General features: G+C 36.7%; 19 protein-coding genes. 11 read left to right on the top strand and 8 right to left on the bottom strand.

Annotated features, from left to right (window positions below; all coding sequences use genetic code 11):
• Nucleotides 1–24: 24 nt before the first annotated feature.
• On the top strand, nucleotides 25–807 hold the full coding sequence (locus tag I862_RS07065) for a hypothetical protein (protein WP_038540556.1): 783 nt from the start codon (nucleotides 25–27) through the stop codon (nucleotides 805–807).
• Nucleotides 800–2065 carry a heme biosynthesis HemY N-terminal domain-containing protein gene (locus I862_RS07060; RefSeq protein WP_038540552.1) on the top strand — a complete coding sequence of 422 codons (1266 nt, stop codon included), beginning with the start codon at nucleotides 800–802 and terminating at the stop codon, nucleotides 2063–2065. Before I862_RS07065 ends, I862_RS07060 begins: the two co-directional genes overlap by 8 nt.
• Nucleotides 2066–2068: 3 nt before the next feature.
• On the opposite strand, the gene tpiA is transcribed toward I862_RS07060, so the two are convergent.
• Nucleotides 2069–2785 (bottom strand): triose-phosphate isomerase, encoded by a 717-nt coding sequence (gene tpiA, locus I862_RS07055; protein WP_038540550.1) that lies wholly within the window; start codon nucleotides 2783–2785, stop codon nucleotides 2069–2071.
• 142 nt (nucleotides 2786–2927) lie between these two features.
• Here tpiA and I862_RS07050 point away from each other — a divergent pair, with 142 nt between their 5' ends.
• Complete coding sequence (locus tag I862_RS07050) at nucleotides 2928–3446, top strand: DUF3576 domain-containing protein (protein WP_038540546.1); 519 nt, start codon at nucleotides 2928–2930, stop codon at nucleotides 3444–3446.
• A gap of 88 nt (nucleotides 3447–3534) precedes the next feature.
• Nucleotides 3535–5694: a hypothetical protein gene (locus tag I862_RS07045; protein WP_038540543.1), complete on the top strand. Its 2160-nt coding sequence runs from the start codon at nucleotides 3535–3537 to the stop codon at nucleotides 5692–5694.
• Here I862_RS07045 and fmt read toward each other — a convergent pair.
• Entirely contained in the window at nucleotides 5691–6620 is a 930-nt protein-coding gene (fmt, locus tag I862_RS07040) for a methionyl-tRNA formyltransferase (RefSeq protein ID WP_038540540.1), read from the bottom strand. The genes I862_RS07045 and fmt overlap by 4 nt on opposite strands.
• A gap of 239 nt (nucleotides 6621–6859) precedes the next feature.
• Here fmt and I862_RS07035 point away from each other — a divergent pair, with 239 nt between their 5' ends.
• The gene (locus I862_RS07035; RefSeq protein ID WP_052646539.1) at nucleotides 6860–8185 is read left to right on the top strand and encodes a M23 family metallopeptidase; all 1326 of its coding nucleotides are present in this window, start codon (nucleotides 6860–6862) and stop codon (nucleotides 8183–8185) included.
• Nucleotides 8172–9260, top strand: a complete 1089-nt coding sequence (locus I862_RS07030) for a LysM peptidoglycan-binding domain-containing M23 family metallopeptidase (protein WP_038540538.1) — start codon at nucleotides 8172–8174, stop codon at nucleotides 9258–9260. The genes I862_RS07035 and I862_RS07030 overlap by 14 nt, the downstream gene beginning before the upstream one ends.
• Nucleotides 9261–9354: 94 nt before the next feature.
• Here the strand turns inward: I862_RS07030 and phbB are convergent, their stop codons facing one another.
• Together phbB and I862_RS07020 are read right to left on the bottom strand one after the other, a co-directional pair.
• The gene (phbB, locus tag I862_RS07025; RefSeq protein ID WP_038540535.1) at nucleotides 9355–10074 is read right to left on the bottom strand and encodes an acetoacetyl-CoA reductase; all 720 of its coding nucleotides are present in this window, start codon (nucleotides 10072–10074) and stop codon (nucleotides 9355–9357) included.
• A 22-nt stretch (nucleotides 10075–10096) separates the two neighbouring features.
• Nucleotides 10097–11266 (bottom strand): acetyl-CoA C-acetyltransferase, encoded by a 1170-nt coding sequence (locus I862_RS07020; protein WP_038540532.1) that lies wholly within the window; start codon nucleotides 11264–11266, stop codon nucleotides 10097–10099.
• Between the two features lie 258 nt (nucleotides 11267–11524).
• Between I862_RS07020 and hslU the strand changes: the two genes are divergently transcribed.
• Together hslU and plsY are read left to right on the top strand one after the other, a co-directional pair.
• Nucleotides 11525–12844: an ATP-dependent protease ATPase subunit HslU gene (gene hslU, locus I862_RS07015; protein WP_038540529.1), complete on the top strand. Its 1320-nt coding sequence runs from the start codon at nucleotides 11525–11527 to the stop codon at nucleotides 12842–12844.
• A 6-nt stretch (nucleotides 12845–12850) separates the two neighbouring features.
• Nucleotides 12851–13432 (top strand): glycerol-3-phosphate 1-O-acyltransferase PlsY, encoded by a 582-nt coding sequence (gene plsY, locus I862_RS07010; protein WP_038540527.1) that lies wholly within the window; start codon nucleotides 12851–12853, stop codon nucleotides 13430–13432.
• Nucleotides 13433–13812: 380 nt separating this feature from the next.
• Here the strand turns inward: plsY and I862_RS07005 are convergent, their stop codons facing one another.
• Nucleotides 13813–14526 carry a hypothetical protein gene (locus I862_RS07005; protein ID WP_148299508.1) on the bottom strand — a complete coding sequence of 238 codons (714 nt, stop codon included), beginning with the start codon at nucleotides 14524–14526 and terminating at the stop codon, nucleotides 13813–13815.
• A gap of 6 nt (nucleotides 14527–14532) precedes the next feature.
• Complete coding sequence (locus I862_RS07000) at nucleotides 14533–15243, bottom strand: hypothetical protein (RefSeq protein WP_038540521.1); 711 nt, start codon at nucleotides 15241–15243, stop codon at nucleotides 14533–14535.
• Between the two features lie 221 nt (nucleotides 15244–15464).
• On the opposite strand from I862_RS07000, the gene gatA reads away from it, so the two are divergent.
• The 3 genes from gatA to I862_RS06985 are packed head-to-tail and all read left to right on the top strand — an operon-like array spanning nucleotide 15465 to nucleotide 19358.
• Entirely contained in the window at nucleotides 15465–16925 is a 1461-nt protein-coding gene (gene gatA / locus I862_RS06995; RefSeq protein WP_038540518.1) for an Asp-tRNA(Asn)/Glu-tRNA(Gln) amidotransferase subunit GatA, read from the top strand.
• 30 nt (nucleotides 16926–16955) lie between these two features.
• On the top strand, nucleotides 16956–18353 hold the full coding sequence (gene fumC, locus I862_RS06990) for a class II fumarate hydratase (RefSeq protein ID WP_038540513.1): 1398 nt from the start codon (nucleotides 16956–16958) through the stop codon (nucleotides 18351–18353).
• Between the two features lie 48 nt (nucleotides 18354–18401).
• On the top strand, nucleotides 18402–19358 hold the full coding sequence (locus tag I862_RS06985) for an aminoglycoside phosphotransferase family protein (RefSeq protein ID WP_038540510.1): 957 nt from the start codon (nucleotides 18402–18404) through the stop codon (nucleotides 19356–19358).
• Nucleotide 19359: 1 nt separating this feature from the next.
• Here I862_RS06985 and gyrB read toward each other — a convergent pair whose 3' ends face one another.
• Together gyrB and I862_RS06975 are read right to left on the bottom strand one after the other, a co-directional pair.
• Nucleotides 19360–21783, bottom strand: coding sequence for a DNA topoisomerase (ATP-hydrolyzing) subunit B (gene gyrB, locus I862_RS06980; protein WP_038540507.1), 2424 nt, complete (start codon nucleotides 21781–21783; stop codon nucleotides 19360–19362).
• A 98-nt stretch (nucleotides 21784–21881) separates the two neighbouring features.
• Entirely contained in the window at nucleotides 21882–24182 is a 2301-nt protein-coding gene (locus I862_RS06975) for an ankyrin repeat domain-containing protein (protein WP_038540503.1), read from the bottom strand.
• Between the last annotated feature and the right edge of the window lie 108 nt (nucleotides 24183–24290).

The following is a 24290-nucleotide window of genomic DNA, read 5'->3' as shown; positions in this document are numbered from 1 at the left end:
CCAGATATTCGGAGAGGTTTTTTTATGAATGAAGAAATAAAAGAAGCTATTGTTAGCAAAAAAATAAAAAAGACACCCATACTTATAGCATTGTTAGGAATGCTAATCCTAAGCATATATTTAGGTCTTTTTTTTCTAAAAAAAGAATTAGATCAAATTCGTAATTCTATATTATTAGTTCAGGATACCACACAATACAGCTTATCAAATCTAGAAGAAATAAAAGCACAAAAACACTTGCTGGCCGAAACCTTAAAAGTTTTTAAAAATGTTCCTAAAACCAGTAGTGAGGAAATAGTTAATAAGGCTAATAAGTTCGAATTAATCAAGCGGATCTATCTGCTAAGGCAAAAGCTAAAAGACTCACACAATGTACTTACGGATTTAGAGAAGATTGCAGATTATCATGATTCCTTTTTAAAAGATAAAATGAATAATTTTATTAAACTTGATTATCCTTCTCTTAAGTCAAATTCCAATTTAATTAAAATAATTGAAAATATAGAAAATAATAGTACGGAAATAACCCAGCCTGAAGGCTACTATGCTAGAGCAAAACAATATTTTAATAAATTGGTAGTGGTTACAAGCAGCAAGGATTATAAACAGGAAAAGATAAGGAAAGATAAACTGGTGCAAGCCAAAAAAGCAGTAGAGATGGGCAATATAGCTTCAGCTTATAATATTTTAAAAACTGTTTCTAATCAGAATAAAGGATTGGAATACTTACAAAATTTGCTGCATACTAGAATTGGCTTAGAAAAACTTTTAAATGAATTTACATTGAGTATACTGGAAAATGATTAGAATTATTACATTATTAATCTTTATAGCCTGTCTTACTTTCGGGTTTTTATGGTTGTATCAAAACAGCGGCAACATCAGTTTTGATGCCTTTGGTTACCATGTAGAAACTTCTTTTGCTTTATCAGTATTGTTTCTGTTGTTCTTTTTTATGGCAATGCTGTTATTAATACGTATATTCTTTGTCATACTTGGCTTGCCTTATAATTTTAAAAATTTAATTACTTCCTTTTATAAGGTTAATATTCCTTTAAAACTTGAGGAGTTACTGGTTGCGATATATAATCATAATCATCCGAAAGCAAATAAAGCATTAAACCGACTAAGAACACATTTACCTGAAAATTTAACCAACTTATTAGCCTCGGAAGTAGCTTTGTTAAAAGAGGAGCTGGGTGAAATTAAGTTGGCTTTTTTAAATTTATCTAAAAATGATGCAACAAAAATCGCAGGCATAGAAGGGTTAATTTCAGTTGCTCAACAGGAAAATAATTGGAATGAAGTGATAACTTACTGCAATGAACTTAACAAGATTCATAAAAGCGAATGGCTACTAAGCACATATATTCATGCATTTATCATGGAGGATAAATGGGAAGAGTTAATTGATTTTATTGAAAATTCCAGACAATCTTCTTTACTCGCTAAAAATAGAAGAAAACAACTATTATCAATTGCTTGTTATAAAGTTGCGAATAACTATTTTCTAACCCGTGATAGTGAAAACGCCTTAAAATATGCTTTATCTTCCTATAAGCACCTTAGTGACTTTACTCCCAACCTCATTTTATTGGCAAAAATTAAAGCTGCAGCTCAAAAATTCGAGGATAGTATAAAATATATTAAGGCTGTATGGCAAATAGAACCAAGTTTTAGCGCATCAGATATATTAGTTTCCATAAGAAAAAATTACACGGATGAGAAGTTTTTTAAAATTGTAAAAAATATAACCGGCTATAATCCAGGTCATTATGAAAGCAATTTATTACTGGCAAAAGCTGCCCTTGATATCGGAAAATATGAAGACGCTTTTGAAGCAATATCAAAATCTATTGAAGAGAATTATAAATTTAGGGCATGCCTTATAATGGCTGAATATTGCCAAAAAACACACGGGAATGTTACTGAAGTAATCGAGTGGGTTAAACGCGCAATAGGCTCGGAAATTGATGTTTTCCATTTATTATATTTTTGGGATTTCAACACAATGGATATTACTAAATTCCCGACCAACAATTGCTTTCCGATTGCAAGGGTCTAAAGCTCAACCTGATAAGCTTTTATATATTGCATAAAACTCTTCCGCTTTTAGGCTCGCTGCACCTACCAGAAACCCGTCTAAATTAGCTATGCCTGATACTAGGCGCGAATTATCGGCACTTACTGAGCCTCCGTATAACACTTTTGCTTTTGACATAGTTGTGATTATATCAACAACTTCTGCAATTTCTTCAACAGTGGGTATCACCCCCGTACCGATAGACCAAACCGGCTCATAAGCAATAACCGCATTTTTTTGAGATAAAATTTGAGAGTCTTCAATTTGCTCCTTAATGGAATTCAAATAACTTCCATCCTGCCTTTTATTTAACTCTTCCCCAACACAAAGCACAGGGATTAAATTATTTTGCGCTGCTAATTCTATTTTTCGCGCTATTTCTTCACTTTGTTCATTGAAAAGCTTTCTTCGTTCGGAGTGCCCGATTATTACATACTTACACCCAATATCAGCAAGCATTTCACCGCTGACTTCGCCCGTGTAAGAGCCTTTTGGGAATGAGGCAATATTCTGTGCACCAAGCTCTATAGAAGTCTCCCCGGTTATATCATTTACTAAGCTGAGGTAAGGATGAGCAGGGCAAAGCACAACTTCTACCTTTTGTTCCTCGGTGAACGTATTAATATAATGTTCTGCAAGACTTTTTAAGCTTTCCGAATTGCCGTTCATTTTCCAATTAGCAATCAGTATTTTTCGGTACATAGAAATAATAATTTATATGGTATTTAAGATATAAAATTATATTTTTTTAATTCTAATAGCAAGTTTATTGCAAAACTCGTATTCTTGACTTTATCGGATTTGAATGCTAGGAAATTAAGCAAAATAAATATTTGGTGAACTTATGAAAAAGTACCCGGTTTTGGCTACAATTATAGCTGCTCTAACCATTACTTCCTGCTCAAAAGCAGATAAAGAAACAAATTATCCTAAATCAAGGGAAGATCGTGAATTGGAAAGAATGGGTAAACTTACCGGCGATGATGGAATAGTGCTTTTCGGTGGTACTAAGAAAAAAGGTAAATCGGTTGCCGATGCAATAAATGTTAACAGTTACCTGTGGAGAGCTTCTCTGGATTCGGTTCATTTGCTGCAGGCACCACTTGTTTCGGCGGATCCTTTCGGCGGAGTTATTATTACCGATTGGTATACAAGCAGCCCTAATGCTAAAGAAAGATTCAAATTTAATATCATGATTATCGGAGCTTCTTTAAGATCCGATGCAGTTAAGGTTTCAGCCTTCAAACAAGTTAAAGATGCTCATGGAGCATGGAAAGATAGCCCGATTACTCCTCAATTTTCAAGAGATATGGAAGATAAAATTCTGCTTAAAGCCAGAGAAATTAAAGTAAATAGTCTTTAAACTACTTTAAACATTATTTCTCGTTAACACTTAATTAACCTTTTGTTGCTAGTATAACGCTATAAAAGGTTAATTATTTTGTTATATTATGAAAAATCCTAGTAACTACGAAAGGCTTCAGCAAAACCAAGAAGAAATTGAACGGAAAATTGCTGCTTATATAAATACTCCTTTAAAAGATATTCCTAAGCCTAAAGAGATTGAGTTTGATCTCCAATCTCCTAATTACGGCAAGTTAATTGAACAGCTGGAAGAGAATAGAGATGCTCGAGAAGGGACAAAATGGACAAGAAACACTTTAGAAGACGGTTCTAAAGTGTTAATTAGAGATGCACATAACGTTGACCCTGCTGCTCCGCCGCCGCTTGATAGCCCGGAGTCATATAAGATCCAATTTTTAAATGCCGCAAGAGCTGCTGAAAAATTACTCGGCCATGCTTTAGAAAGAAAAGAAATCGACGAATTAAATGCAAGCATCGCAAGGGCGGAAATAAGGCAAGCTGTAGGAGTATTTTTAGGTAATATAGAAGGAAAATCTAATATTAAAACATATAATACCTTACTAGTTGATTATCTCAAAGCAGCAGGCATAGAAAATGCCGGGAAAAAAATCTCGGTTGCAAAAGATTTTGGTAACCTTTCCGATCAGCATTATCATGTGACCACAATTACTAAGCAAAAAGATAGCGAAGGTAAAGATAGCTTAGTCGTAGAATCAGATGCCATGCTTCTTGGGTTAACCGATAATCAAAAACTTCAATATCTGGCAATAAAGCATGCGAATAGAGGAGAAAATATAGAACTCACTATGGAAGGTAAGCCTGTAAATATGGATTGGTATAATAACCTTGCACCGCATTTAAAAGATTTGGTACATGAGCATGCAGGCAAAATTGCCGAAGGAAAATTCGTGCTACCGACCCAGCTGAGAGGTGAGTTGATAGGCATACGTAATGCACATTCTAAAACCACTTATATAAGCTCCCCCTTAATTGATTCAAAACCGATAACATTAGAAATGAAAGCAAGGACTCTACATGCGGGCACGGCATCGTTCCACGGTAAACAAATTTCAAAAGAAGAACGCCAGGAGATAGCAACTGAGAATTTAAGGCAGCTGCAAAGTTTTGTGCCCCAAGAAAGAACCACAACTATTAACGTGCTTAATTCGCCGGCTAACCCGACCGGGATAGATAGCGCTATCCATGAACAGGTAGGTAAGGGACAGGAAAAGTTGGGTGGCCGTAGAGCAACAACTCCGTTTAACATTTGGCGTCTGGCCTCGAGAAATGATAATACCGGCTTTGAGAAAATTTTGTCGGATGTAGGCTATATTTCAGAAAAGAGAGGTTCATTAGATATTGCAAAGTTTCTAAACACAGGGAAAAATGAACAAGCAGCCAGAACCCAACTTAAAAGACAAAAAGATGCTGGCTATGAACTCGAAGTATTGGAGGCTTTAGAGCATGCAATAGATGCTAAGCATCTTATGACCACTTCACACCTGTTTAGGGACCCTAATAACTCCAACCTTGAACTAAGTACCGAGATGAATGCGGTTGCCTTCTCTTTGCTTCATGGAGCTTTAAATAAAGATGCAAAACTTAATAATATAGCACTAAGCGAAGTTGTAGTGCAATGTGCAAGCGGTAAGGATAGGACAGGATTAGAACTCACTGACCAAACTTTTAAAGCAGCAAATGAAAAACTACAATTAAAAATCGCCCCATCTATTAAAGTAGAGAATGAAGCACTACAATTAAAAGATCAACAAATTGAGAACTTAAAAACTCAAGTAAAAGGCGGGCACACTCAATTTATGGCTTCAGCCAACGGCGGAACCAGGGGAGCGCACGGCATTAAAAAAGATACCCTTGCCGCTTTCCCACAGGATCCCTATAAAGATAATATAGAAGGTCTTCAGCAAAACACGGCAAGCTATAATAAATTTAAATATGAGGATAGAGAAAAACAGCCTTTGGTTACTAAGATAATTAATAAGATTTTAGATACCGTAACAAAACCGTTTAAGAGAAATAAGGATGAAGAGATTACCTCTCCTGCTATAGAAAAGCCACGTATTGCAAAGTTCAGTGACACAGACTTGAAAAACTTTGAAAATGAAAAAGTTAAAATGAAAGAGGATATTAAACCGCAAACTCATGGTGAGCACCCGAAGCCTAAATGGGTGGAAGGAGTTATAGAAAAAAGGCAGCAACAAGAAGCTACTATTCAATCGGAACGTTAACCGCTGCAATTAAGGTCACTTCCCATAGGAACCGAGAACCCCCTCAGGAAAGCTTCGGTGTAAACCATTTTCCTGCCTTCTCTTTGTACCAGTGTGGGCTTTATCACTCCTTCCTTACATGCTATCGTCATATGATCATCAATTACCGTGCCGATCGGCACATCTACAGGTGTTAAATCATATTCGGCCGTAATAATTTTTATCTTTTCATTTCTAAATATAAAATAAGCTCCGGGCTTAGGGCTTAATGCTCTAATCTTCGCATTAACCAGATGTGCGCTCATATTCCAATCAATTTTTTCCTCATCCTTGAAAATTTTATTAGCGTAGGTTAATCCTTCTTCAGATTGCCGCTTTCGAACCGCCTTACCGTTTTCAATTTGCTCAATCGTTTCAATTAAAAGCTTCGCACCTCTTTCGGCTAAAACGGCCGCGAGTTCTCTACCCGTCATATTTTGCGGAATCATATATGGCTCCTCCAAAATAACATCCCCGGTATCTAACCCTTCATCCATTTGCATAATACAAATTGCGGTTTCTTCATCACCGGCCATTATACATCTTTCTATCGGTGCTGCTCCCCGCCATCTGGGAAGTTTTGAAGGATGAATATTAAGTGCTCCGAATTTAAATGCTTCCAAAACCGCTTTCGGTAAAATTAACCCGTAAGCCACTACCACTATTATATCAGCATCTAAAGCTTTCAGCTTTTCTATTTCCTCGGGATTTTTAAAATTCTTAGGGGTAAAAACCTGTATACTATGTTCTTCAGCTATAGTTTGAACAGGACTGCTCAACAATTGTTTTCCCCTACCCGCAGGTTTCGGCTCTCGCGTGTAAACAGCAAGCACTTGATGTTTAGAACCGATCAGAGCCTCTAAAGCCGGGATTGCAAATTCAGGGGTACCCATAAATACTATTTTCATACTTGCTCAACTATTTTTTGTAAACTATCTAATGAAACTAAAAGAATTGCAACTTTAAAGTATTTTAAGCTGCACAATATTTTCTTTAGTTATAGATAAATAGAGGATTTTTAAACTTGATTTTTATTAATTAGCTTTTTTAGAAAATATAAGAATTTTATCATAGTTTCGCATTATTTCTTGCAACCGACTCTTTATAATATTATAAATCTTCTATTAGATAAATAATCTTTGCGTCAATGAGGAAATTACAGAAGTTTGATAAACTACATATCATCCTATTTTTAATTATATTTATATCACTGGCTTTTAACATCAGTTTTTATATTTCATTTAATGACCTGGAAAAAGATCTGGAGACTATTACTGCTCCCGAAGAAGCAGTAGAAGCTAAGCCGGAAGTAATAGAACAGGAAAAAACTCCGGATCCTACAGATTCTTTAATGTTATTTACCGTACAATCAGGCGATACTTTATTTAAAATATTTTCAGATGCGGGTATTGCAATAAATGACTCCTACTCTATCAGCTCGGCAATCAATAAAGTTTATGAAGTTTCAAAGTTAAAAATCGGTAACCAAGTTGAGGTTAAATTTTTAGCTGAAGCCGATAAACCCGAGGATCATGACTATTATTCAAAAGTAAGTTATATAAAAGTAATTACCGATGATAAGATCATCGAAGTAAAGTATGACAATAAGGAAAAAGAATATATTGCTAACCTTGTAGTAATACCGCTTACCGTTAAAGAAGTTTTCGCCCATGGCACAATAAATGATAGTTTATATTTATCAGCCGTTAACTCCGGTGTAAGCCCATATGCGATAATGGATCTCATAAAATTATTCAGTTATAACGTTGACTTTCAAAGGGATATAAAACCTGGTGATGTATTTGAAGTTTATTATGACTATCTAATTAATGAGAAGGGACAAAAAGTAAGGGACGGAAATATAACTTATGCTGCCGTGACTCTTGCAGGCAAGAAAAAGGAGATATTCAGATTTGCATCAGATAATCAAGCTACTGATTATTATGATCATAAAGGAGAAAGCATTCGTAAAACTTTATTAAAAACTCCTATAAGCGGTGCAAAAATTTCTTCCGGGTATGGTATACGAAAGCATCCGATTTTAGGATATTCAAAAATGCATAAAGGCTTAGATTATGCAGCACCCAGAGGAACACCCGTGTTTGCCGCAGGTGACGGGATCATTCATTTTATTAAAGTAGTTAAGAACGGTTATGGGAAACATTTAGAGATTAAACATTCCTCCAAGTATTCTACCCTCTATGCACATCTTGACAGGTTTGCAAGCGGAATCGGAAAAGGAAGTAGGGTAAGCCAAGGAGACATAATAGGTTTTGTCGGTTCTACCGGAATGGCAACTGGCCCTCATTTACACTACGAAGTACGTGAACGAGGCCAACAAGTCAACCCGTCCAAAATTAGCTTTCCTAAATTCCCTGCTCTCACAGGAGCCGATTTACAAAGATTTAAAAATCAGCTAAAAGGTATGGAAGAAAAAATTCTTATGTTTAAGAAAAAAGATGCGAACAAATAATATAAAAATGAACACAACAAAAAAGATAGCTTTTGCTTTATTAATACCGGCTATACTTTCATCCTGCTCTGCTCAAAACCCGGCAGCCGTACGTCATAAAGGAAACTATTATTACGGTAAAGACGGTGTTTCTAAGTATGCGATCGTCTATCCGGGGCAGACGCTTTTACAAATTGCAGTTGAGAATAATATTTCTCTTAAAGATTTAGCTAAAATTAATAAAATAAGCCCACCCTATCGTATTTATGCCGGCCAGCATATCAGACTCCCGAATGAGCTTTATCATATTGTGCGGCCGGGTGAATCTTTAATGGGCATATCTTTAAGATATAAAGTTTCTTTTGCTGATATGGTAAAAATAAATGATATCCATCCGCCTTATCATGTTAAAATAGGGGAAAAACTAAGGATTCCGTTAACCAACAAAGATAATAATATTCACGCTGAAGAGCTTGATCCGTACAAAGGTGTGGCACAAGAAAAAGCAGCTCCTATCATTCCCCTTGATGAGGGAGAGAATAATATATCTAATTCTAAATCAGAGGCAAGTAAAGATGCCTATGAAGAAGAAGAATTTCAAAGTTTAGAGAAGCAATTAGGTGATGAAGAAGGCAGAAATAAAAGCAAATCTTTATTAAAAGGGAATGGGAACAGCCCAGCTACTGATTTATCTTATAGCCTACCTACGCCTTTAAATTCAGATAAATTCGTATGGCCTATCGGGGAGAATGCTAAGGTTATATCTCATTATGGCCAAAGCCCGGGTAAATTCAGTGAGGGGATGTCAATTGCTGCTCCGCTTAACTCTCCCGTCGCGGCTGTAAGTAGGGGTGAGGTAATATATGTCGGTAATGATGTTGAAGGCTATGGTAAAATGGTGATCATACGCCATGAAAATGATCTTTTATCAGCATATGCCCATAACAGCTCGGTTCTAGTTAAAAAGGGAGATAAGGTATCAAGAGGGCAAACCATTGCTAAGGTAGGTAAAACCGGAGACGTAGATAAAGCACAGCTTTACTTCTCATTGCGCAAAGGAAAATCGACTATTAATCCTGAAAAGCTTCTGAAGTAATAATAAGTATATCTTTATAGATATTGTTACTAAGCACTATATAAAAAAGGCGACCCTAAAGCCGCCTTTTTATTTTATAACTTAGATATTAAAATTATACTCTTAGCGCACCGTTAACCGGGATAATCGTTCCGGTAATAAACCCTGAAGCATCATCAGCTAAGAATGCTATAACTCTTGCTATTTCCTCTACATTACCTAAGCGCTGCACCGGTACTTTAGCAACAATTGCATCTAAAGCCTCTTTTGGCATTGCTGCGACCATCTCAGTGCTAATATATCCTGGTGCTACTGCATTAACGGTTATTCCGGCTCTTGCGCTTTCCAGTGCCAGTGCTTTAGTAAAACCTTCAATCCCTGCTTTTGCAGCAGAATAGTTGGTTTGCCCCATCATACCGTTAGCATTAACCGAGCTCATGCTGATAATTCTGCCGAATTTATTATCCCTCATTTTTTGGATGACGGATTTAGACATATTAAATACGGAAGAAAGGTTGGTATCAATTACTGCCTTCCAATCTTCATACGAGAGTTTATGCATCATAGCATCACGTGTAATCCCTGCATTGTTTACCAGGATTTCAACATTACCGCCCAAGTATTCTTCCGCTTTTGCTACTCCTTCTACACATTGATTATAGTTAGACACATCCAATTTAAAAGTTTTGATGCCGGTTTCCTGCTCTAATTTCTTTGCCAAATCATCACTTCCTGCATAAACAACTGCCACTTTATGGCCAGCTGCTTTTAAAGCCATTGCTATTGCTTTTCCGATACCTCTGGTTCCACCTGTAACTAACGCTCTTCTTCCCATTATTTTTCTCCTATTTTATTAATTATCTTTCTATACACATAGCAACACCCATACCACCACCGATGCAAAGAGTGGCTAAGCCCTTTTTCGCATCTCTTTTATTCATTTCATGAATAAGGGTTACTAAAACTCTTGCGCCTGATGCACCGATCGGATGGCCTAATGCAATTGCTCCGCCGTTCACATTCACTTTAGTCTCATCTAATTTTAAGCTTTTGTTGACGCATATTGCTTGCGCTGCAAACGCCTCATTAGCTTCAATAAGGTCAAGGTCATCTACTGCCCAACCGCATTTTTCCAATACTTTTCGTGACGCATCTATCGGCCCTGTTCCCATAATGATAGGATCCACCCCTGCTTGGGCAAAGTCCTTAATTTTTGCCAGTATTTTTAGGCCTCTTTTTTCTGCTTCTTCTTTGCTCATAAGCATTAAAAGTGCTGCCCCGTCATTAATACCTGAAGCATTACCGGCAGTTACCGTGCCGTCTTTTTTAAATGCCGGTCTAATTCCTGATAAAGCTTCGTAGCTGGCTCCTACACGAATAAATTCATCTTGATCAAAGACTATATCGCCTTTTCTGGAAGGTATAGTAAGGGGTACTATTTCATCTTTAAACTTACCTGCTTTTTGAGCGGCTTCCGCTTTATTTTGCGAATTAACCGAGAATTTATCCTGATCTTCTCTGCTGATATTAAATTGCTCGGCAATTTTTTCTGCCGTTATACCCATATGTACATTATTAAATGCATCCCATAACCCGTCTTTAATCATAAGATCGGTTAGTTCTGCCGAACCCATTTTAGTTCCGTTTCTCATATGCACTGCATGAGGCGCACGGCTCATATTTTCCTGCCCACCGGCAATTACTATTTTAGCTTGTCCGGTTAGGATTGCTTGATACCCTAATGCTACTGCTCTTAGGCCTGAACCGCATACTTGATTAATTGTGAAGGCAGTTGTCGTATACGGTAAACCGCTTCCTATCGAGGCTTGCCTTGCAGGATTTTGTCCTTCACCTGAGGTTAGAATCTGTCCCATTATAACTTCGCTCACCTCATTTGGGGCTACTTTAGTATTTTCTAAAGTTTTTTTAATTAATATTTCTGACATCTTATGCGCAGGCATTGAGCTTAAGGTTCCGTTAAAATTTCCTACTGCCGTCCTTAGTGCGCTAACTATTACCACTTCCATAAACCAACCTTCTCCTTAAAAATAAAATTTTGATCCCGCCTAAACTAATAAGTTACATGACTTTGCAACAATTGACAATAATAGTTACTTAATATTCAGCACAGTAATCAAATAAGAAATAAATTGTTAATCTAAATGCAACCAAAATCAATGATTATTTTGCGAACAAAAATTTATATTTTAATAGTATGGTATACCTTGCTTTCTTTAGAACATTAGTTATTTTAAAATACCTAAAGAAATAATTTACGAAAAAGAATGCCTACATTTCTAACCCCTAAAGAAATAATCGCCGAATTGGACAGATTTGTTGTTGGTCAGGATAATGCTAAGCGTGCCGTAGCAATTGCACTTAGAAACCGTTGGCGCAGAAAACATGTGCCTGAAGATATTAAAGAGGAAATTGTTCCGCATAATATTTTAATGGTCGGACCTACCGGAGTCGGCAAAACTGAAATTGCCAAGAGACTTGCAAAGCTTACAAGCTCTCCCTTTATTAAAGTAGAAGCTACTAAGTTTACCGAAGTCGGCTATGTAGGTAGAGATGTAGATTCAATTATTAGAGATTTAATGGATATTTCTATTAATTTAGTACGTGAAAATATGCGCAAAGAAGTTACGGAAAAGGCGACTATTGCAGCGGAAGTTAAGTTAATTGATGCTATGGTCGGCGAAAACGCCAGTGAAGAAACCAAGCTAAAATTTTATGAAAAATTTAGAAAAGGTAAAATGGACGGAAGTGAGGTTGAAATCAAGGTAGCTGATAATCCATCAATGAATTTACCGACTTTTGATATACCGGGAATGCCGGGCGGCCAAATGGGAGTGTTAAGTATCGGGGATGTACTGGGCAAAGCTTTGGGCGGGCAAAAAACTAAAACAGTAAAACTTAATGTTAAGGATGCTTTCGAGGCATTACTCAAGGAAGAAAGCGATAAGCTATTAGATGAAGAAAAAGTCATTAGAGAATCAACTAGGTTGGTGGAAAATGAAGGGATAGTTTTTATTGACGAGATAGATAAAATTGCCTCTCGTACTGCAAGCCAAGGCCGTGGAGAAGTTAGCCGTGAAGGGGTACAGCGTGATTTATTACCTCTCCTTGAGGGTACTGTGGTAACTACAAAATACGGCTCGGTAAAAACCGACCATATTCTATTTGTCGCATCGGGAGCATTCCATTTAGCTAAGCCTTCGGATTTACTTCCTGAACTTCAGGGTAGACTACCGATTAGAGTAGAACTTAACCCGCTTACCGAAGAAGATATGGTTAAGATATTAAAAGACCCTGCTCATAGCTTGCCGAAGCAATATACCGCATTGCTTGCAGTGGAAAATGTTGAGTTGGAGTTCAGTGAAGACGGTTTGAGGGAAATAGCAAAAGTAGCTACTGAAATTAACCAGGAAGTCGAAAATATCGGAGCTAGACGGCTCCATACCATTATGGAGAAACTTTTAGAAGGTGTAAGCTTCTCGGCAACTGAAACTCCTTATGCTAAAGTGACGGTTAATCGTGACTATGTAGTTGATAACCTTACCTCTTTAACTAAGACTCATGATTTAAGTAAATTTATACTTTAGAAAAATATGTTTGAATTTATAATAGTTACTTTTGTTTCTTACTTTATGGGATCTATACCTTTTGGGTTAATACTTTCCGAATTACTGGGTCACGGCGATTTAAGAAAAAGCGGATCAGGCAATATAGGGGCAACTAACGCCATGCGTGTCGGAGGAAAAAAATTAGGAATACTTACTTTAATTTTAGATGCACTTAAAGGCGTTATACCAATAACAATCTTTCTGCTTTTAAACTTTAACGACACGCTGATTGCATTATGCGGAACAGCGGTAGTGTTAGGGCATATATTCCCCATCTGGTTAAAATTTAAAGGGGGTAAAGGAGTTGCCACTGCCGTTGCAGTACTTCTTGTTTCAGTACCCTATGTCGGATTGGTATTTGTATTTTCATGGATTTTAGTTTTTGCTTTGAGTAGAACAGTTTCCTTGGCATCTTTAAGCGCAGCACTTTGTTCAACTATTACAGCTTTCTGGTTTGCTACTCCTTATTTTATTATGAGCCTAGTGCTCTGTATACTTATCTTCTATAGGCATAAGGATAATATAAAACGGTTATTAAACGGTACTGAACTAAAGTTTAAAAAATGAAGCCTTAGTTTTTAGAAAGCTTTAACAGTAAAATATTTTCTCCGGATGCTTTACTATATCGTCACCGACCGATGCGGAATTACTGGCAATGCGCGGGGATAATGCCTTAAGCAAAGAACCCCCTGGTGACTGTTCCTTTCATATTTATAGTAAATTAAGTTGAATACCTTACACATTTATTTGAATAAGTCTTCAGGCAACTTTAATGATTTATTATCGAAAATTAATTGTATATCATTTTTTATCCAACTAATAGGCTAAGAGTATTTGTTCTCAGATTTTTAGCTTAATTTACTATATAAGGATATTATGGCTCTCTGGTTTAATTAGTTTTACAAATAAAAGCTTGAATACAACTCTATTATAAATCTTATATAAAATTAATTATTATTGCCCTTATCTCCCGACATTAAAAATTGCATTTCTTTAGCAATTTCATGTTGAGGAATAACTTTCCACTTAACCTTACCAATATCAGTGTAAGTATGGACTAAAGAACCTGACTCATAAAAAATACCTGGTTTCATTTTGGCAACTAAGTCTTTATATCCGGCACTTTCCAGATCTTTAATAATTTTATCATCTTCTTTTATAAAGTTAAATTTTTCATCAGTAACGTCTAATCTCCCTAAACTGATTACTTCTCCAGGTCTGACTTCAAAAGCTCCGTATATTATGGCGCCTCCCTTATCCAGTATTCTTGGTTTATACCATCTTTTTACATTAGAATAATCTATAAGAGATATATCGTAAATAACATATAACCCGGGCTTTAGAAAAAGCATGGTACTTGCGTAGTTAGCTTTAAAATTAACTAAATATGTTTGTGTTGTAAGGGATTCATATGTTTCGCCTTTTTTCGAAAGATCTTCTCCAAATAATCTATAAAGAGTATATCTTAAAGCAATTTGTCTTTTCGGAGAGCGGAACAAAGACTCTTCGTCTTCGGTAATCATAAATAACACTACTCCTTTTTTAGAATTATCCAAAGCCTTAAAATCTTTGATATTAGCTTGCTGATGAGATGAGCATCCGGCAAGAAGGAAGGCAGTTAACAACACATAAAAGGTTTGTAATGGTTTAAGTTTCATCATTTTGATTTACATTTCCGATTTTAAAGATAGTTTTGCTTTTGCTAAGGCGTTTTGCCGTGCAGCTTCAATTATTTTATCTATTACAGCTTTTGGTAAAATATTAAATTGTCCATTTTTATGAACCTTTATAGCGGATCCACCTTCATAAAAAATTCCAGGCTTCATATTAGCTGCTAATTCATCATATCCTTCAGCATGTAGTTCTTTTTTTATTTTCTCATCTTCGCGTATGAATTTTAATTTACCGTCACTAATATCTATGCTGCCTAAACTAATTACTTGTCCTGCTTTTACTTCAAATGCCCCATACATGATCTTTCCGTTTTTGTATCCCGGGGATGAGAAATAGCGACCCCCAGGCCTCGGCGTTATTTCATCTATGTAGTAAAGCCCGGGTTCAAGGAATAGCATGTTTTGTGCATAATAGTTAACTTTTGATTTCAAATAAGATGGTTGAAATCTATAGATTATTTTCGGGATCTTATCTTCATCGCTTACTTTACGTAATGTATATGAATTAGGTAACATTTTCATATCCGTGAAAAAAACTCCTACGTCAGTATTTTGTAATATAGTAAAGAGAATTATACCTTTTTCATTTTTATTAAATCCCTCAAAGTCTTCGGATATAAGCCTAAAATCCGATTTGATCAGGCCGGCACACCCGGATAGCAGAAGAACGCATGTTAAAATCAAAAATCTTTGTAAATGTTTCATTGATAATAATATTACTTTTATTAAAATAAATTATAAAATAATTATAGTAAGATGCAATGAAAAAACAAATTCAATCAGAATTTAATTTTTTGCCTACATCAACGTGGGTTAGCAAAAGGTATTTAATTCAAATATTTTTAGCATATTAATTCTCTCTGCCTGATTGCAATATTTATGAAAATGTTTATCTTATGTTCTAAACAATAATCCTGCTGATGTTTATGACCGAGCTTACGAATCTGACTATTTCCGAAGCGAAAAAGCTTCTTGCCGATAAAAAAATTACTGTGGTTGAACTGACCCAAGCGCATTTGAAAAATGCTGAGCATTCAAAGCTTAATGCTTTTACCGTGCTTACTCATGAAATAGCTCTTGCTCAGGCAAAAATTTCCGATGCAAAAATTCAAAGTAACGGCGGCGGGATAATAGAAGGTATACCTGTCGGAGTTAAGGATTTGTTTTGTACTAAAGGAGTTTTATCTACTTCGTGTTCGCATATTTTAGACGGGTTTAAGCCTGAATATGAATCCACCGTAACTACTAACTTATTCAATAACGGTGGAATAATGATCGGTAAAACCAATATGGATGAACTTGCTATGGGTTCTTCCAACACCACCAGCTATTACGGCAATGTAATCAATCCATGGAAAAGAAAAGACGATGCTACGGATCTGGTGCCGGGGGGTTCTTCAGGAGGTTCTTCGGCGGCTATTGCCGCTAAGCTTTGCATGGGAGCTTTAGGGAGTGATACCGGCGGCTCGATCAGACAGCCGGCGGCATTTTGCGGAATCGTCGGAATTAAACCTACCTACGGCAGATGCTCAAGATGGGGAATGATTGCATTTGCAAGTTCGCTCGATCAGGCGGGTGTATTTGCAAGAACGGTTGAGGATTCGGCTCTTATGCTGCAAAGCATCTGCGGTTATGACAAAAAAGATTCAACTTCAATGAATATGCCCGTTCCTGATTTCAAGCTTGCTCTAGGGCAAAGCATTAAAGGTTTGAAGGTAGGAATTCCGAGGGAATATCGGGTGGAAGGCACTCATCCGGATGTAACTAAAATTTGGGAACAGGGGATTGAGTGGTTAAAGTCTGCGGGTGCTGAAATAGTTGAAATCAGCTTACCGAATACTAAATATGCACTCGCTACTTACTATATTATTGCTCCTGCGGAAACTTCTTCAAACTTGTCACGTTTTGACGGTGTAAGATACGGATTAAGAGTATTACCGCAAAAAGGGACGCTTGACGATATGTATAAAGAGACACGTGCAACAGGCTTCGGGAGAGAGGTTAAGCGTCGTATTATGATCGGTACATATGTTCTTTCGGCAGGTTACTATGATGCGTATTACCTCAAAGCTCAAAAGGTAAGGAGATTGATCGCGAATGACTTTCAAGAGGCGTTCGGCAAAGTTGATGTAATACTCACGCCGACTGCACCTTCCACCGCCTTTGCAATCGGCGAAATCAAGCAGGATCCAATTACCATGTATTTAAATGATGTGTTTACCATTCCGGCAAGTTTAGCGGGTCTTCCGGGTATTTCCGTACCGGCCGGCTTAGGTTCCGATGGGTTGCCGCTCGGTCTACAGCTGATCGGAAAATCTTATGATGAAGAAACGGTGTTTAAAGTTGCTGATATTATTGAGAAATGTGCTAACTTTAAGGGTATTTGAAATATTTAATTAACAATAAAGAGAGGGTATATGGAGAATAATGTCCGGTCTAATATTAGACTAGAAACTGATACATTTGGTGAAATAGCAGTACCGGCTGATAAATACTGGGGAGCACAAACTGAGCGTTCATTCGGAAACTTTAAGATTGGCGAAGAAAGAATGCCTAAGCCGTTAATAAAAGCTTTGGCAGTAATTAAGAAATGTGCAGCGACAGTAAACCAAGAAATGCAATTACTGGATAAAAAAATTGCGGATGCAATTTGTGCAGCTGCCGATGAAGTGATAGCCGGTAAACTTGAAAATAATTTTCCGCTTGTAGTTTGGCAAACCGGGTCCGGTACTCAAACTAATATGAACATAAATGAAGTTATCTCCAACCGCGCGATAGAGATGCTGGGCGGAACCATGGGGTCTAAAAAACCTGTGCACCCTAACGATCATGTAAACATGGGGCAATCATCCAATGATACTTATCCGACTGCAATGCATATTGCTGCTGTCTGTGAAATAAATGAGAAATTAATTCCGGCTCTTAATTATATTCATCAAGCTTTAGATAAAAAAACCAAAGAGTTTGCAAATATTATAAAAATCGGCAGAACACACTTGCAAGATGCAACTCCCATGACTTTAGGTCAGGAATTCTCCGGCTATACTACACAAATTTCATACGGGATTGAAAGAGTAAAAGCAACCTTACCCAGACTTTCCTTACTTGCTCAAGGCGGAACTGCGGTCGGTACGGGGTTAAATGCGAGCCCGGGATTCGCAGAAAAAATAGCCGATAAAATTTCTACCGAAACAGGATATAAGTTTCAGACTGCACCAAACAAATTCGAAGCTTTAGCATCTAACGATGCTTTGGTCGAAGCAAGCGGTGCTCTTAATGTGCTTGCTGCAAGCTTAATGAAGATAGCAAACGATATTAGGCTATTGGGCTCAGGTCCCAGATCAGGTTTAGGTGAACTTATGTTGCCTGAGAATGAACCGGGTTCATCTATTATGCCGGGTAAGGTAAACCCTACCCAATGTGAAGCTCTAACAATGGTATGTACCCAAGTGATGGGTAATCACGTCACTATAACAGTGGCAGGCTCAAACGGCCATTTTGAACTTAATGTTTTTAAACCGGTGATAATTTATAATTTCCTGCAATCGGTAAGGTTGTTATCCGACTCTATGGTAAGTTTTGTTGACCACTGTATTTCAGGTATTACCGCAAATGAGGCAAGGATTCAAAAACTTATGCAGGAATCCCTAATGCTGGTTACTGCTTTAAATCCGCATATAGGTTATGACAATGCGGCAAAAATTGCTAAAAATGCACACAAAAAAAACCTAACCCTCAAACAATCAGCTTTGGAACTTGGTTTGCTTTCCGAAGAACAGTTTAATATATGGGTAAAACCTGAGCAGATGATTTAATACACTTTTGGCTTTATATACGGTTTTAAATTGAAACAAGCTTTTAACATGCACGACATATTAGAATGTATTAATTGGGCAAAAAGCAGTTTAAATTCTTTAAAGATCCAAGTTTTGGAGGAGCCTGAAATTATTCGGGCTATGCCGTGGTCTTGCGTAATTTGTTTAAAAACTTCAAGCGGGAAGATTTATTTAAAAATAATGGCTGATGCTTTTGCAAACGAGCCTGCTTTGGTGCGGATATTATATGATCACATATCAAAAAATGTTGCGAGAATTTTATGCTCTAATGCCGAGCTTAATTGTTTTATATCGGAAGATGCGGGAACCCCGCTGAGAAATATTTTAAAAGAAAATTTTAGCGTAGACTTATTTTGCCAAGTATTAAAAATTTATGCACGCCTCCAAATTAAAAGTATAAACCACATAGATAAGATAACCGCGCTAGGGGTTAATAATGACCGGCGACTTGATAATTTACCGCACCTATATAAACAGTTTATCACTAAAAAAGATTTGTTGGAATCAGATGGCTTGACAACATCCGAAATTAAGCGGCTTTATAAATTAGTGCCTAAAGTTGAATTACTATGTAAGCAATTACTAAAATATAATATTCCGCAAACAATAGAGCATGGTGATTTTCATGATAATAATATACTTGTTCAAGATGGTTTTATTACTATTAATGATTGGGGTGATTGGATTATTTCTCACCCGTTTTTTTCCTGTGTTTCTTTTTTAGAAAGCGCTAAACGCAATCATTTATTACAAGAGACCGACAATATATATTTGGAAGCTCAAAAAACTTACCTTTATGAGTGGAGAGATTATGGTAGTGAGCTTAAACTCTCCAATGCTTTAAAGTTAGCGCAAATATTGAGATACTTTGTATTTGCCCTCAGTTTCAGTCGAGTTGAAAACCATTTGAACTTAAATCAGTTCCAAAGTTATAAAGGTTATATTGCAAAATCTTTAAGAGATTTTATTATCACCGCTTCATAAATTAAGCATCAAGGTTTTCAACTTTCAAAGCATTTGATTGAATAAATTCTCTTCTTGGCTCAACTACTTCTCCCATTAAAGTAGAAAATACTTCTTCAGCCTGGTCAATATCCTGAACTTTAACTTGAAGCAAGGTTCTGGCATCCGAGTTAAGCGTAGTTTCCCATAGCTGCTCAGGGTTCATTTCTCCCAAACCTTTAAATCTTTGAATATATAAGCCTTTTCTGGTTATTTCGAATAACTTCTCAATTAATTCAGATGGAGTATGACATATGCATTTTTGCCCTTTAAAGGTAATTTCTACTATTTGTGCAAAAACTGACCTAATATTTTTAGCTGCTGCATTCAAAGCATCTATTTCTCTTTGCGGTAAAGAATGTGAGTTAATAGTCCAATTTTCCTGTACGCCTCTTTCCAGCCTAACGATGGTGAGAGTCTTCTCTTCAATCTTATAGCTCCAATCAACTTTACTGCCTTCAGTCATTGCTTTAAATCTACTTAACATATCTTCAGCTACTTCTTCAAGAGTTGAAGATAAATTAAAGAAATCGGCAAGAACGGCAACCTCAAGAAGGTTTTTTGAAATAGCTTTAACCGAATGAGTAAGCTGATTATAAAATTGCAACACTTGCTGACATAAATTTGCAAGATCCTTACCTGCCCGTTGTGCTCCATTTTCAACTAATATAGCTCCTTCGGAAGCTGAGCTAACTAAATATTCCTGAAGAGCCCTTTCATCTTTTAAGTAAACTTCACTGTTTCCGCGCTTAACTTTATAAAGCGGAGGTTGAGCGATATAAAGATGGCCGCGCCTGATAAGCTCAGGCATATAACGGTAGAAGAAAGTGAGCAGCAAAGTTCTGATATGTGCACCATCAACGTCCGCATCAGTCATTATAATAATTTTATGGTATCTTAATTTTTCAATATTAAACTCTTCATCACCGATACTTGTGCCAAGTGCAGTAATAAGTGTTCCGATTTCAGCAGAATTTAACATCTTATCAAATCTTGCCCGCTCTACATTTAAAATTTTTCCTTTAAGCGGTAAAATTGCCTGAATTTTTCTATCTCTTGCCTGTTTAGCGGAACCACCTGCAGAATCTCCCTCTACTAAGAAGAGCTCACATAGCTCCGGATTCTTTTCTTGGCAATTAGCAAGTTTTCCGGAAATAGTAGACATTTCAAGAGAGCTTTTCTTACGTGTTAGCTCCCTTGCTTTCCTGGCGGCCTCTCTGGCAAAAGCGGCTTCCAGAATTTTGCCTACTACTGTTTTCGCTTGGTTAGGGTTTTCCTCAAGCCATTTAGCAAGCTTTTCAGCAACAATTGACTCAACAACAGGTCTTACTTCACTACTTACTAACTTATCTTTAGTTTGAGAAGAGAATTTCGGGTCAGGTACTTTTACAGATAATACTGAAGTTAGGCCTTCCCTCATATCTTCTGCGGAAAGTTCTACTTTTTGCTTTTTAAATACCCCTGATTCATTAGCATAGGCATTCAACGTACGGGTTAATGCACCTCTAAAGCCGGCTAAATGCGCTCCGCCGTCTCTTTGCCTAATATTATTAGTAAAGCAAAAAGAATTTTCATGGTAACTGTCATTCCATTGCATGGCACATTCCACAACAATTCCATCCGATTCACCTGTCATAAATATTGTAGGGTGAATAGGGTGCTTGTTTTTATCCAAATACTTTGCAAATTCCGAAATACCGCCATCATATTTAAAAGTTACGCTCTTCTTCGGGTCTTCTCGAAAATCTTCTAAGATTATTTCTGCGCCGGAATTTAAAAATGCCAGCTCTTTTAGTCTGTGTTCAAGCGTATTAAAACTAAATTCAATTCCTGAGAAAATTTCAGTTGAAGGCATAAAGGTAACTTGTGTACCGCGCTTACCCTCGCTGTCTCCGACTACTTTAAGTCTTTCGTCTGCAACTCCGTCGGTAAAACGCATAAAATGCTTTTTACCGTCACGCCAAATCACAAGTTCAAGCCAGCTGGATAAAGCATTTACTACCGAAACCCCGACACCGTGCAAGCCCCCTGATACTTTATAAGAATTACTGTCGAATTTACCGCCTGCGTGCAGTTGAGTCATAATAACTTCAGCAGCTGAAATTCCTTCTTCCTTATGAATACCGGTAGGTATACCGCGCCCATCATCGCGCACTGTAACTGAGCCGTCCTGGTTTATCGCAACATACGTTTTCGTACAATGCCCGGCCAAAGTCTCGTCAATAGCGTTATCCACCACCTCATAAACCATATGGTGAAGACCTGAGCCGTCATCGGTATCACCGATATACATTCCCGGTCTTTTTCTTACCGCTTCAAGCCCTTTTAATACTTGAATGGAATGTGCGCCGTAATCTTGGCTGGTTTTGCTTAATGTAGATTCTTCATTCTTGGAAACGTTGCTCATCTTGTACTGCGGGTATATTATTAGACAATCCTATTCACGATACTTTACAGTTATATCAATTAATTTACAAGCAGATCATTGCAAAGTAAGGCTATATTCTACTCAAAAAGGGTTTCATTATAAAAGATCCGTCCTTCAAAATACGGCATTAGCATTTCGGGTAAATGATTATATTTAGCCAGAAAATCTTCATAATTTTCATACTTGATAATTTCACAACCGAGTGAATTGTATTTTTCAATAGCATTAATATCTTGAGTAACCGTGTCATTAATTTTAAAGCGGGGAATAAGCGAGGAATCCTGCAGATAAGGATTTTTATATACTGATTTTACAGTATTTTCTTCAAGCTTGTAAATTGCTATAATTTCGTCAGCTTCAATTCCGCTCGGAGCAAGCTCATATTCGTGAGTATTATGCCCACAAACTTTTACAGATCCTGCTTCCAGCCTAGCTTCCAACAATATATTCTCCCCTTTTATCGAAGCCATAAACCCGTTGGCAAACATAGCCGAAACGGAAGGCTCCAAAGATACGTAAGTAGCTCCGTACTGCCAAACATAGGTGTTCCCGTTATCAACCATATTCCAAGCTTCTCTGACATGGTAACCCAAAGTTTTCTGCATTTCCCCTTTACCGAAAGCTCTTGTACCGTACTTAAAAAAACCGTCGATATTTCCTTCATCCATGTTTGCGACAAAACCGCGGTATACCCTAACAGGCTCTTCAAGCGCAGGAACTCCAATCCCGTTAAGTGCCAGTACTTCAAGAGCAAAATCTTTATCCAGCTGATTGAGAGCTTTACCGACAACCATATAATAAGCGTCGAATTCGTTTTTTACTTTATACAACTCTTTATTATCAGGAAAAATTTGCTTTAATAGTTCAAAATTCTCCAATCTTTCCTGATTATCTATCACAAAGGCCTTCGATAGTATTTTTTTAACTTCCGGGTCGATTGCTTCCGGCATTAAATTTTTTTCGAGGGAAGTTTTGGATAAATTAATATAATGTTGGGCAAGTCTATGGGTCAAGCCGTATATAAAGTTAAATTCATTTGGTTCAATATCGTCTTTAATATTATTTATCAGGTGCGAATACTTATCCGAAATTTTAATTCCGGCTTTATCAATAAGGTTAACTATTGCGTGATGTTTATTATTTTCAACTGATGCTTTTAACCCTTTTATAATTGCACTTTCAACATCGGCTCTTAAGTTGCTTTTAAAGCATTTATCAAGCATACCGTGTAGCTTGGCGGCTAAGTCGTAGTTACCTTTCAGGAAAGCATTTTTTGATATTTGATATAATTCGTAAGCGGAAACTTTTACGGTTTCTAATATTAACTTTAACATTTCATCATTTCCTGAAAGTAAAAATAAAAGTTTTCCATCTTTTAAATTTATATTTTTCGGTTCTGCAATTGTTTCAATTATATATTTTATTGTTTCCCGGTCATTGCTTTCGGCAGCTTTAATCAAAATTTCCTCGCTAATTTTAATTCCTTGAGTAACGAAATATTTAATTATCTCAAGATGACCGTTAGCCGTTGCATTTTCCAAAGCATTATTAATTTTACCGCCATGCTCAATAAGGAATTTAATCATTTCTAAATTTCCTTTAGCAGCTGCGGTTTTTACCATGTCATCATTAATTTTGCCGCCATACTCAATAAGGAATTTAACCATTTCTAAATTTCCTTTAGCAACCGAAGTTCCCATCGCCTCATCATTAATCTTGCCGCCATGCTCTATAAGAAACTTAACCATTTCAAAACTCCCTTTAGCAGCTGCGTTTTTTACCGACACATCATTAATCTTGCCGCCATGCTCGACAAGAAATTTTGCTATTTCGAAATAATTACGGGCTACGGCAAATTGTACAAAATAATCTTCGATTTTACCTCCATGCTTAATTAGGAATACTACCATTTCAAAATTATTTTCAATTAAAACATTTTCTACGGCATCTTCATTAATGCTAGCGCCATGCTCAATGAGAAATTTAACCATTTCGAAATTATTCTTTGCCGCAGCCCATGCCACGGCATCTTCATCTATCTTGCCGCCACATTGGACAAGGAGTTTAACCATTTCGAAATTATTCTTTTCTGCAGCCCATACAATGGCATTTTCATTAATATAACCGCCATGCTCAGCAAGATAGCGAGCTATTTCAAAATGTTTATTGTTAAGGGCATTGTTTACCGCACCAAAGTCAATTTTAAGCCCTTGCCGAACAAGATGTTTTACTACTTCAAAATATCCGTTGCCTGCAACGCATGATAAGGTAATATCTTGGCATGTATTAATAAAGTCATTTGTCTCTTTGTCAAATTTTTTTAATTTGGCAATACGTACAAACTCTTGTTTTAAAGCGTTTTGATAATCTTTTAACATACTTATATAACTAATTATTTATTATAAAAAGAATACTATAATATAGTTTTAATTAAAAAAAATTATATTATTAGTTAATATAATAAAATACCAATAACTTCTTAATCA

This window comes from endosymbiont of Acanthamoeba sp. UWC8 (genome assembly GCF_000730245.1).
GTDB lineage: Bacteria > Pseudomonadota > Alphaproteobacteria > Rickettsiales > Midichloriaceae > Jidaibacter.
This window is presented reverse-complemented; position numbering and strand designations above follow the sequence as displayed.

Bases quoted from the DNA above. Each gene is read 5' to 3' on its own strand.
- I862_RS07065 (WP_038540556.1), top strand. From the start codon at position 25: ATGAATGAAGAAATAAAAGAAGCTATTGTTAGCAAAAAAATAAAAAAG.
- I862_RS07060 (WP_038540552.1), top strand. From the start codon at position 800: ATGATTAGAATTATTACATTATTAATCTTTATAGCCTGTCTTACTTTC.
- tpiA (WP_038540550.1), bottom strand. From the start codon at position 2,785: ATGTACCGAAAAATACTGATTGCTAATTGGAAAATGAACGGCAATTCG.
- I862_RS07050 (WP_038540546.1), top strand. From the start codon at position 2,928: ATGAAAAAGTACCCGGTTTTGGCTACAATTATAGCTGCTCTAACCATT.
- I862_RS07045 (WP_038540543.1), top strand. From the start codon at position 3,535: ATGAAAAATCCTAGTAACTACGAAAGGCTTCAGCAAAACCAAGAAGAA.
- fmt (WP_038540540.1), bottom strand. From the start codon at position 6,620: ATGAAAATAGTATTTATGGGTACCCCTGAATTTGCAATCCCGGCTTTA.
- I862_RS07035 (WP_052646539.1), top strand. From the start codon at position 6,860: ATGAGGAAATTACAGAAGTTTGATAAACTACATATCATCCTATTTTTA.
- I862_RS07030 (WP_038540538.1), top strand. From the start codon at position 8,172: ATGCGAACAAATAATATAAAAATGAACACAACAAAAAAGATAGCTTTT.
- phbB (WP_038540535.1), bottom strand. From the start codon at position 10,074: ATGGGAAGAAGAGCGTTAGTTACAGGTGGAACCAGAGGTATCGGAAAA.
- I862_RS07020 (WP_038540532.1), bottom strand. From the start codon at position 11,266: ATGGAAGTGGTAATAGTTAGCGCACTAAGGACGGCAGTAGGAAATTTT.
- hslU (WP_038540529.1), top strand. From the start codon at position 11,525: ATGCCTACATTTCTAACCCCTAAAGAAATAATCGCCGAATTGGACAGA.
- plsY (WP_038540527.1), top strand. From the start codon at position 12,851: ATGTTTGAATTTATAATAGTTACTTTTGTTTCTTACTTTATGGGATCT.
- I862_RS07005 (WP_148299508.1), bottom strand. From the start codon at position 14,526: ATGATGAAACTTAAACCATTACAAACCTTTTATGTGTTGTTAACTGCC.
- I862_RS07000 (WP_038540521.1), bottom strand. From the start codon at position 15,243: ATGAAACATTTACAAAGATTTTTGATTTTAACATGCGTTCTTCTGCTA.
- gatA (WP_038540518.1), top strand. From the start codon at position 15,465: ATGACCGAGCTTACGAATCTGACTATTTCCGAAGCGAAAAAGCTTCTT.
- fumC (WP_038540513.1), top strand. From the start codon at position 16,956: ATGGAGAATAATGTCCGGTCTAATATTAGACTAGAAACTGATACATTT.
- I862_RS06985 (WP_038540510.1), top strand. From the start codon at position 18,402: ATGCACGACATATTAGAATGTATTAATTGGGCAAAAAGCAGTTTAAAT.
- gyrB (WP_038540507.1), bottom strand. From the start codon at position 21,783: ATGAGCAACGTTTCCAAGAATGAAGAATCTACATTAAGCAAAACCAGC.
- I862_RS06975 (WP_038540503.1), bottom strand. From the start codon at position 24,182: ATGTTAAAAGATTATCAAAACGCTTTAAAACAAGAGTTTGTACGTATT.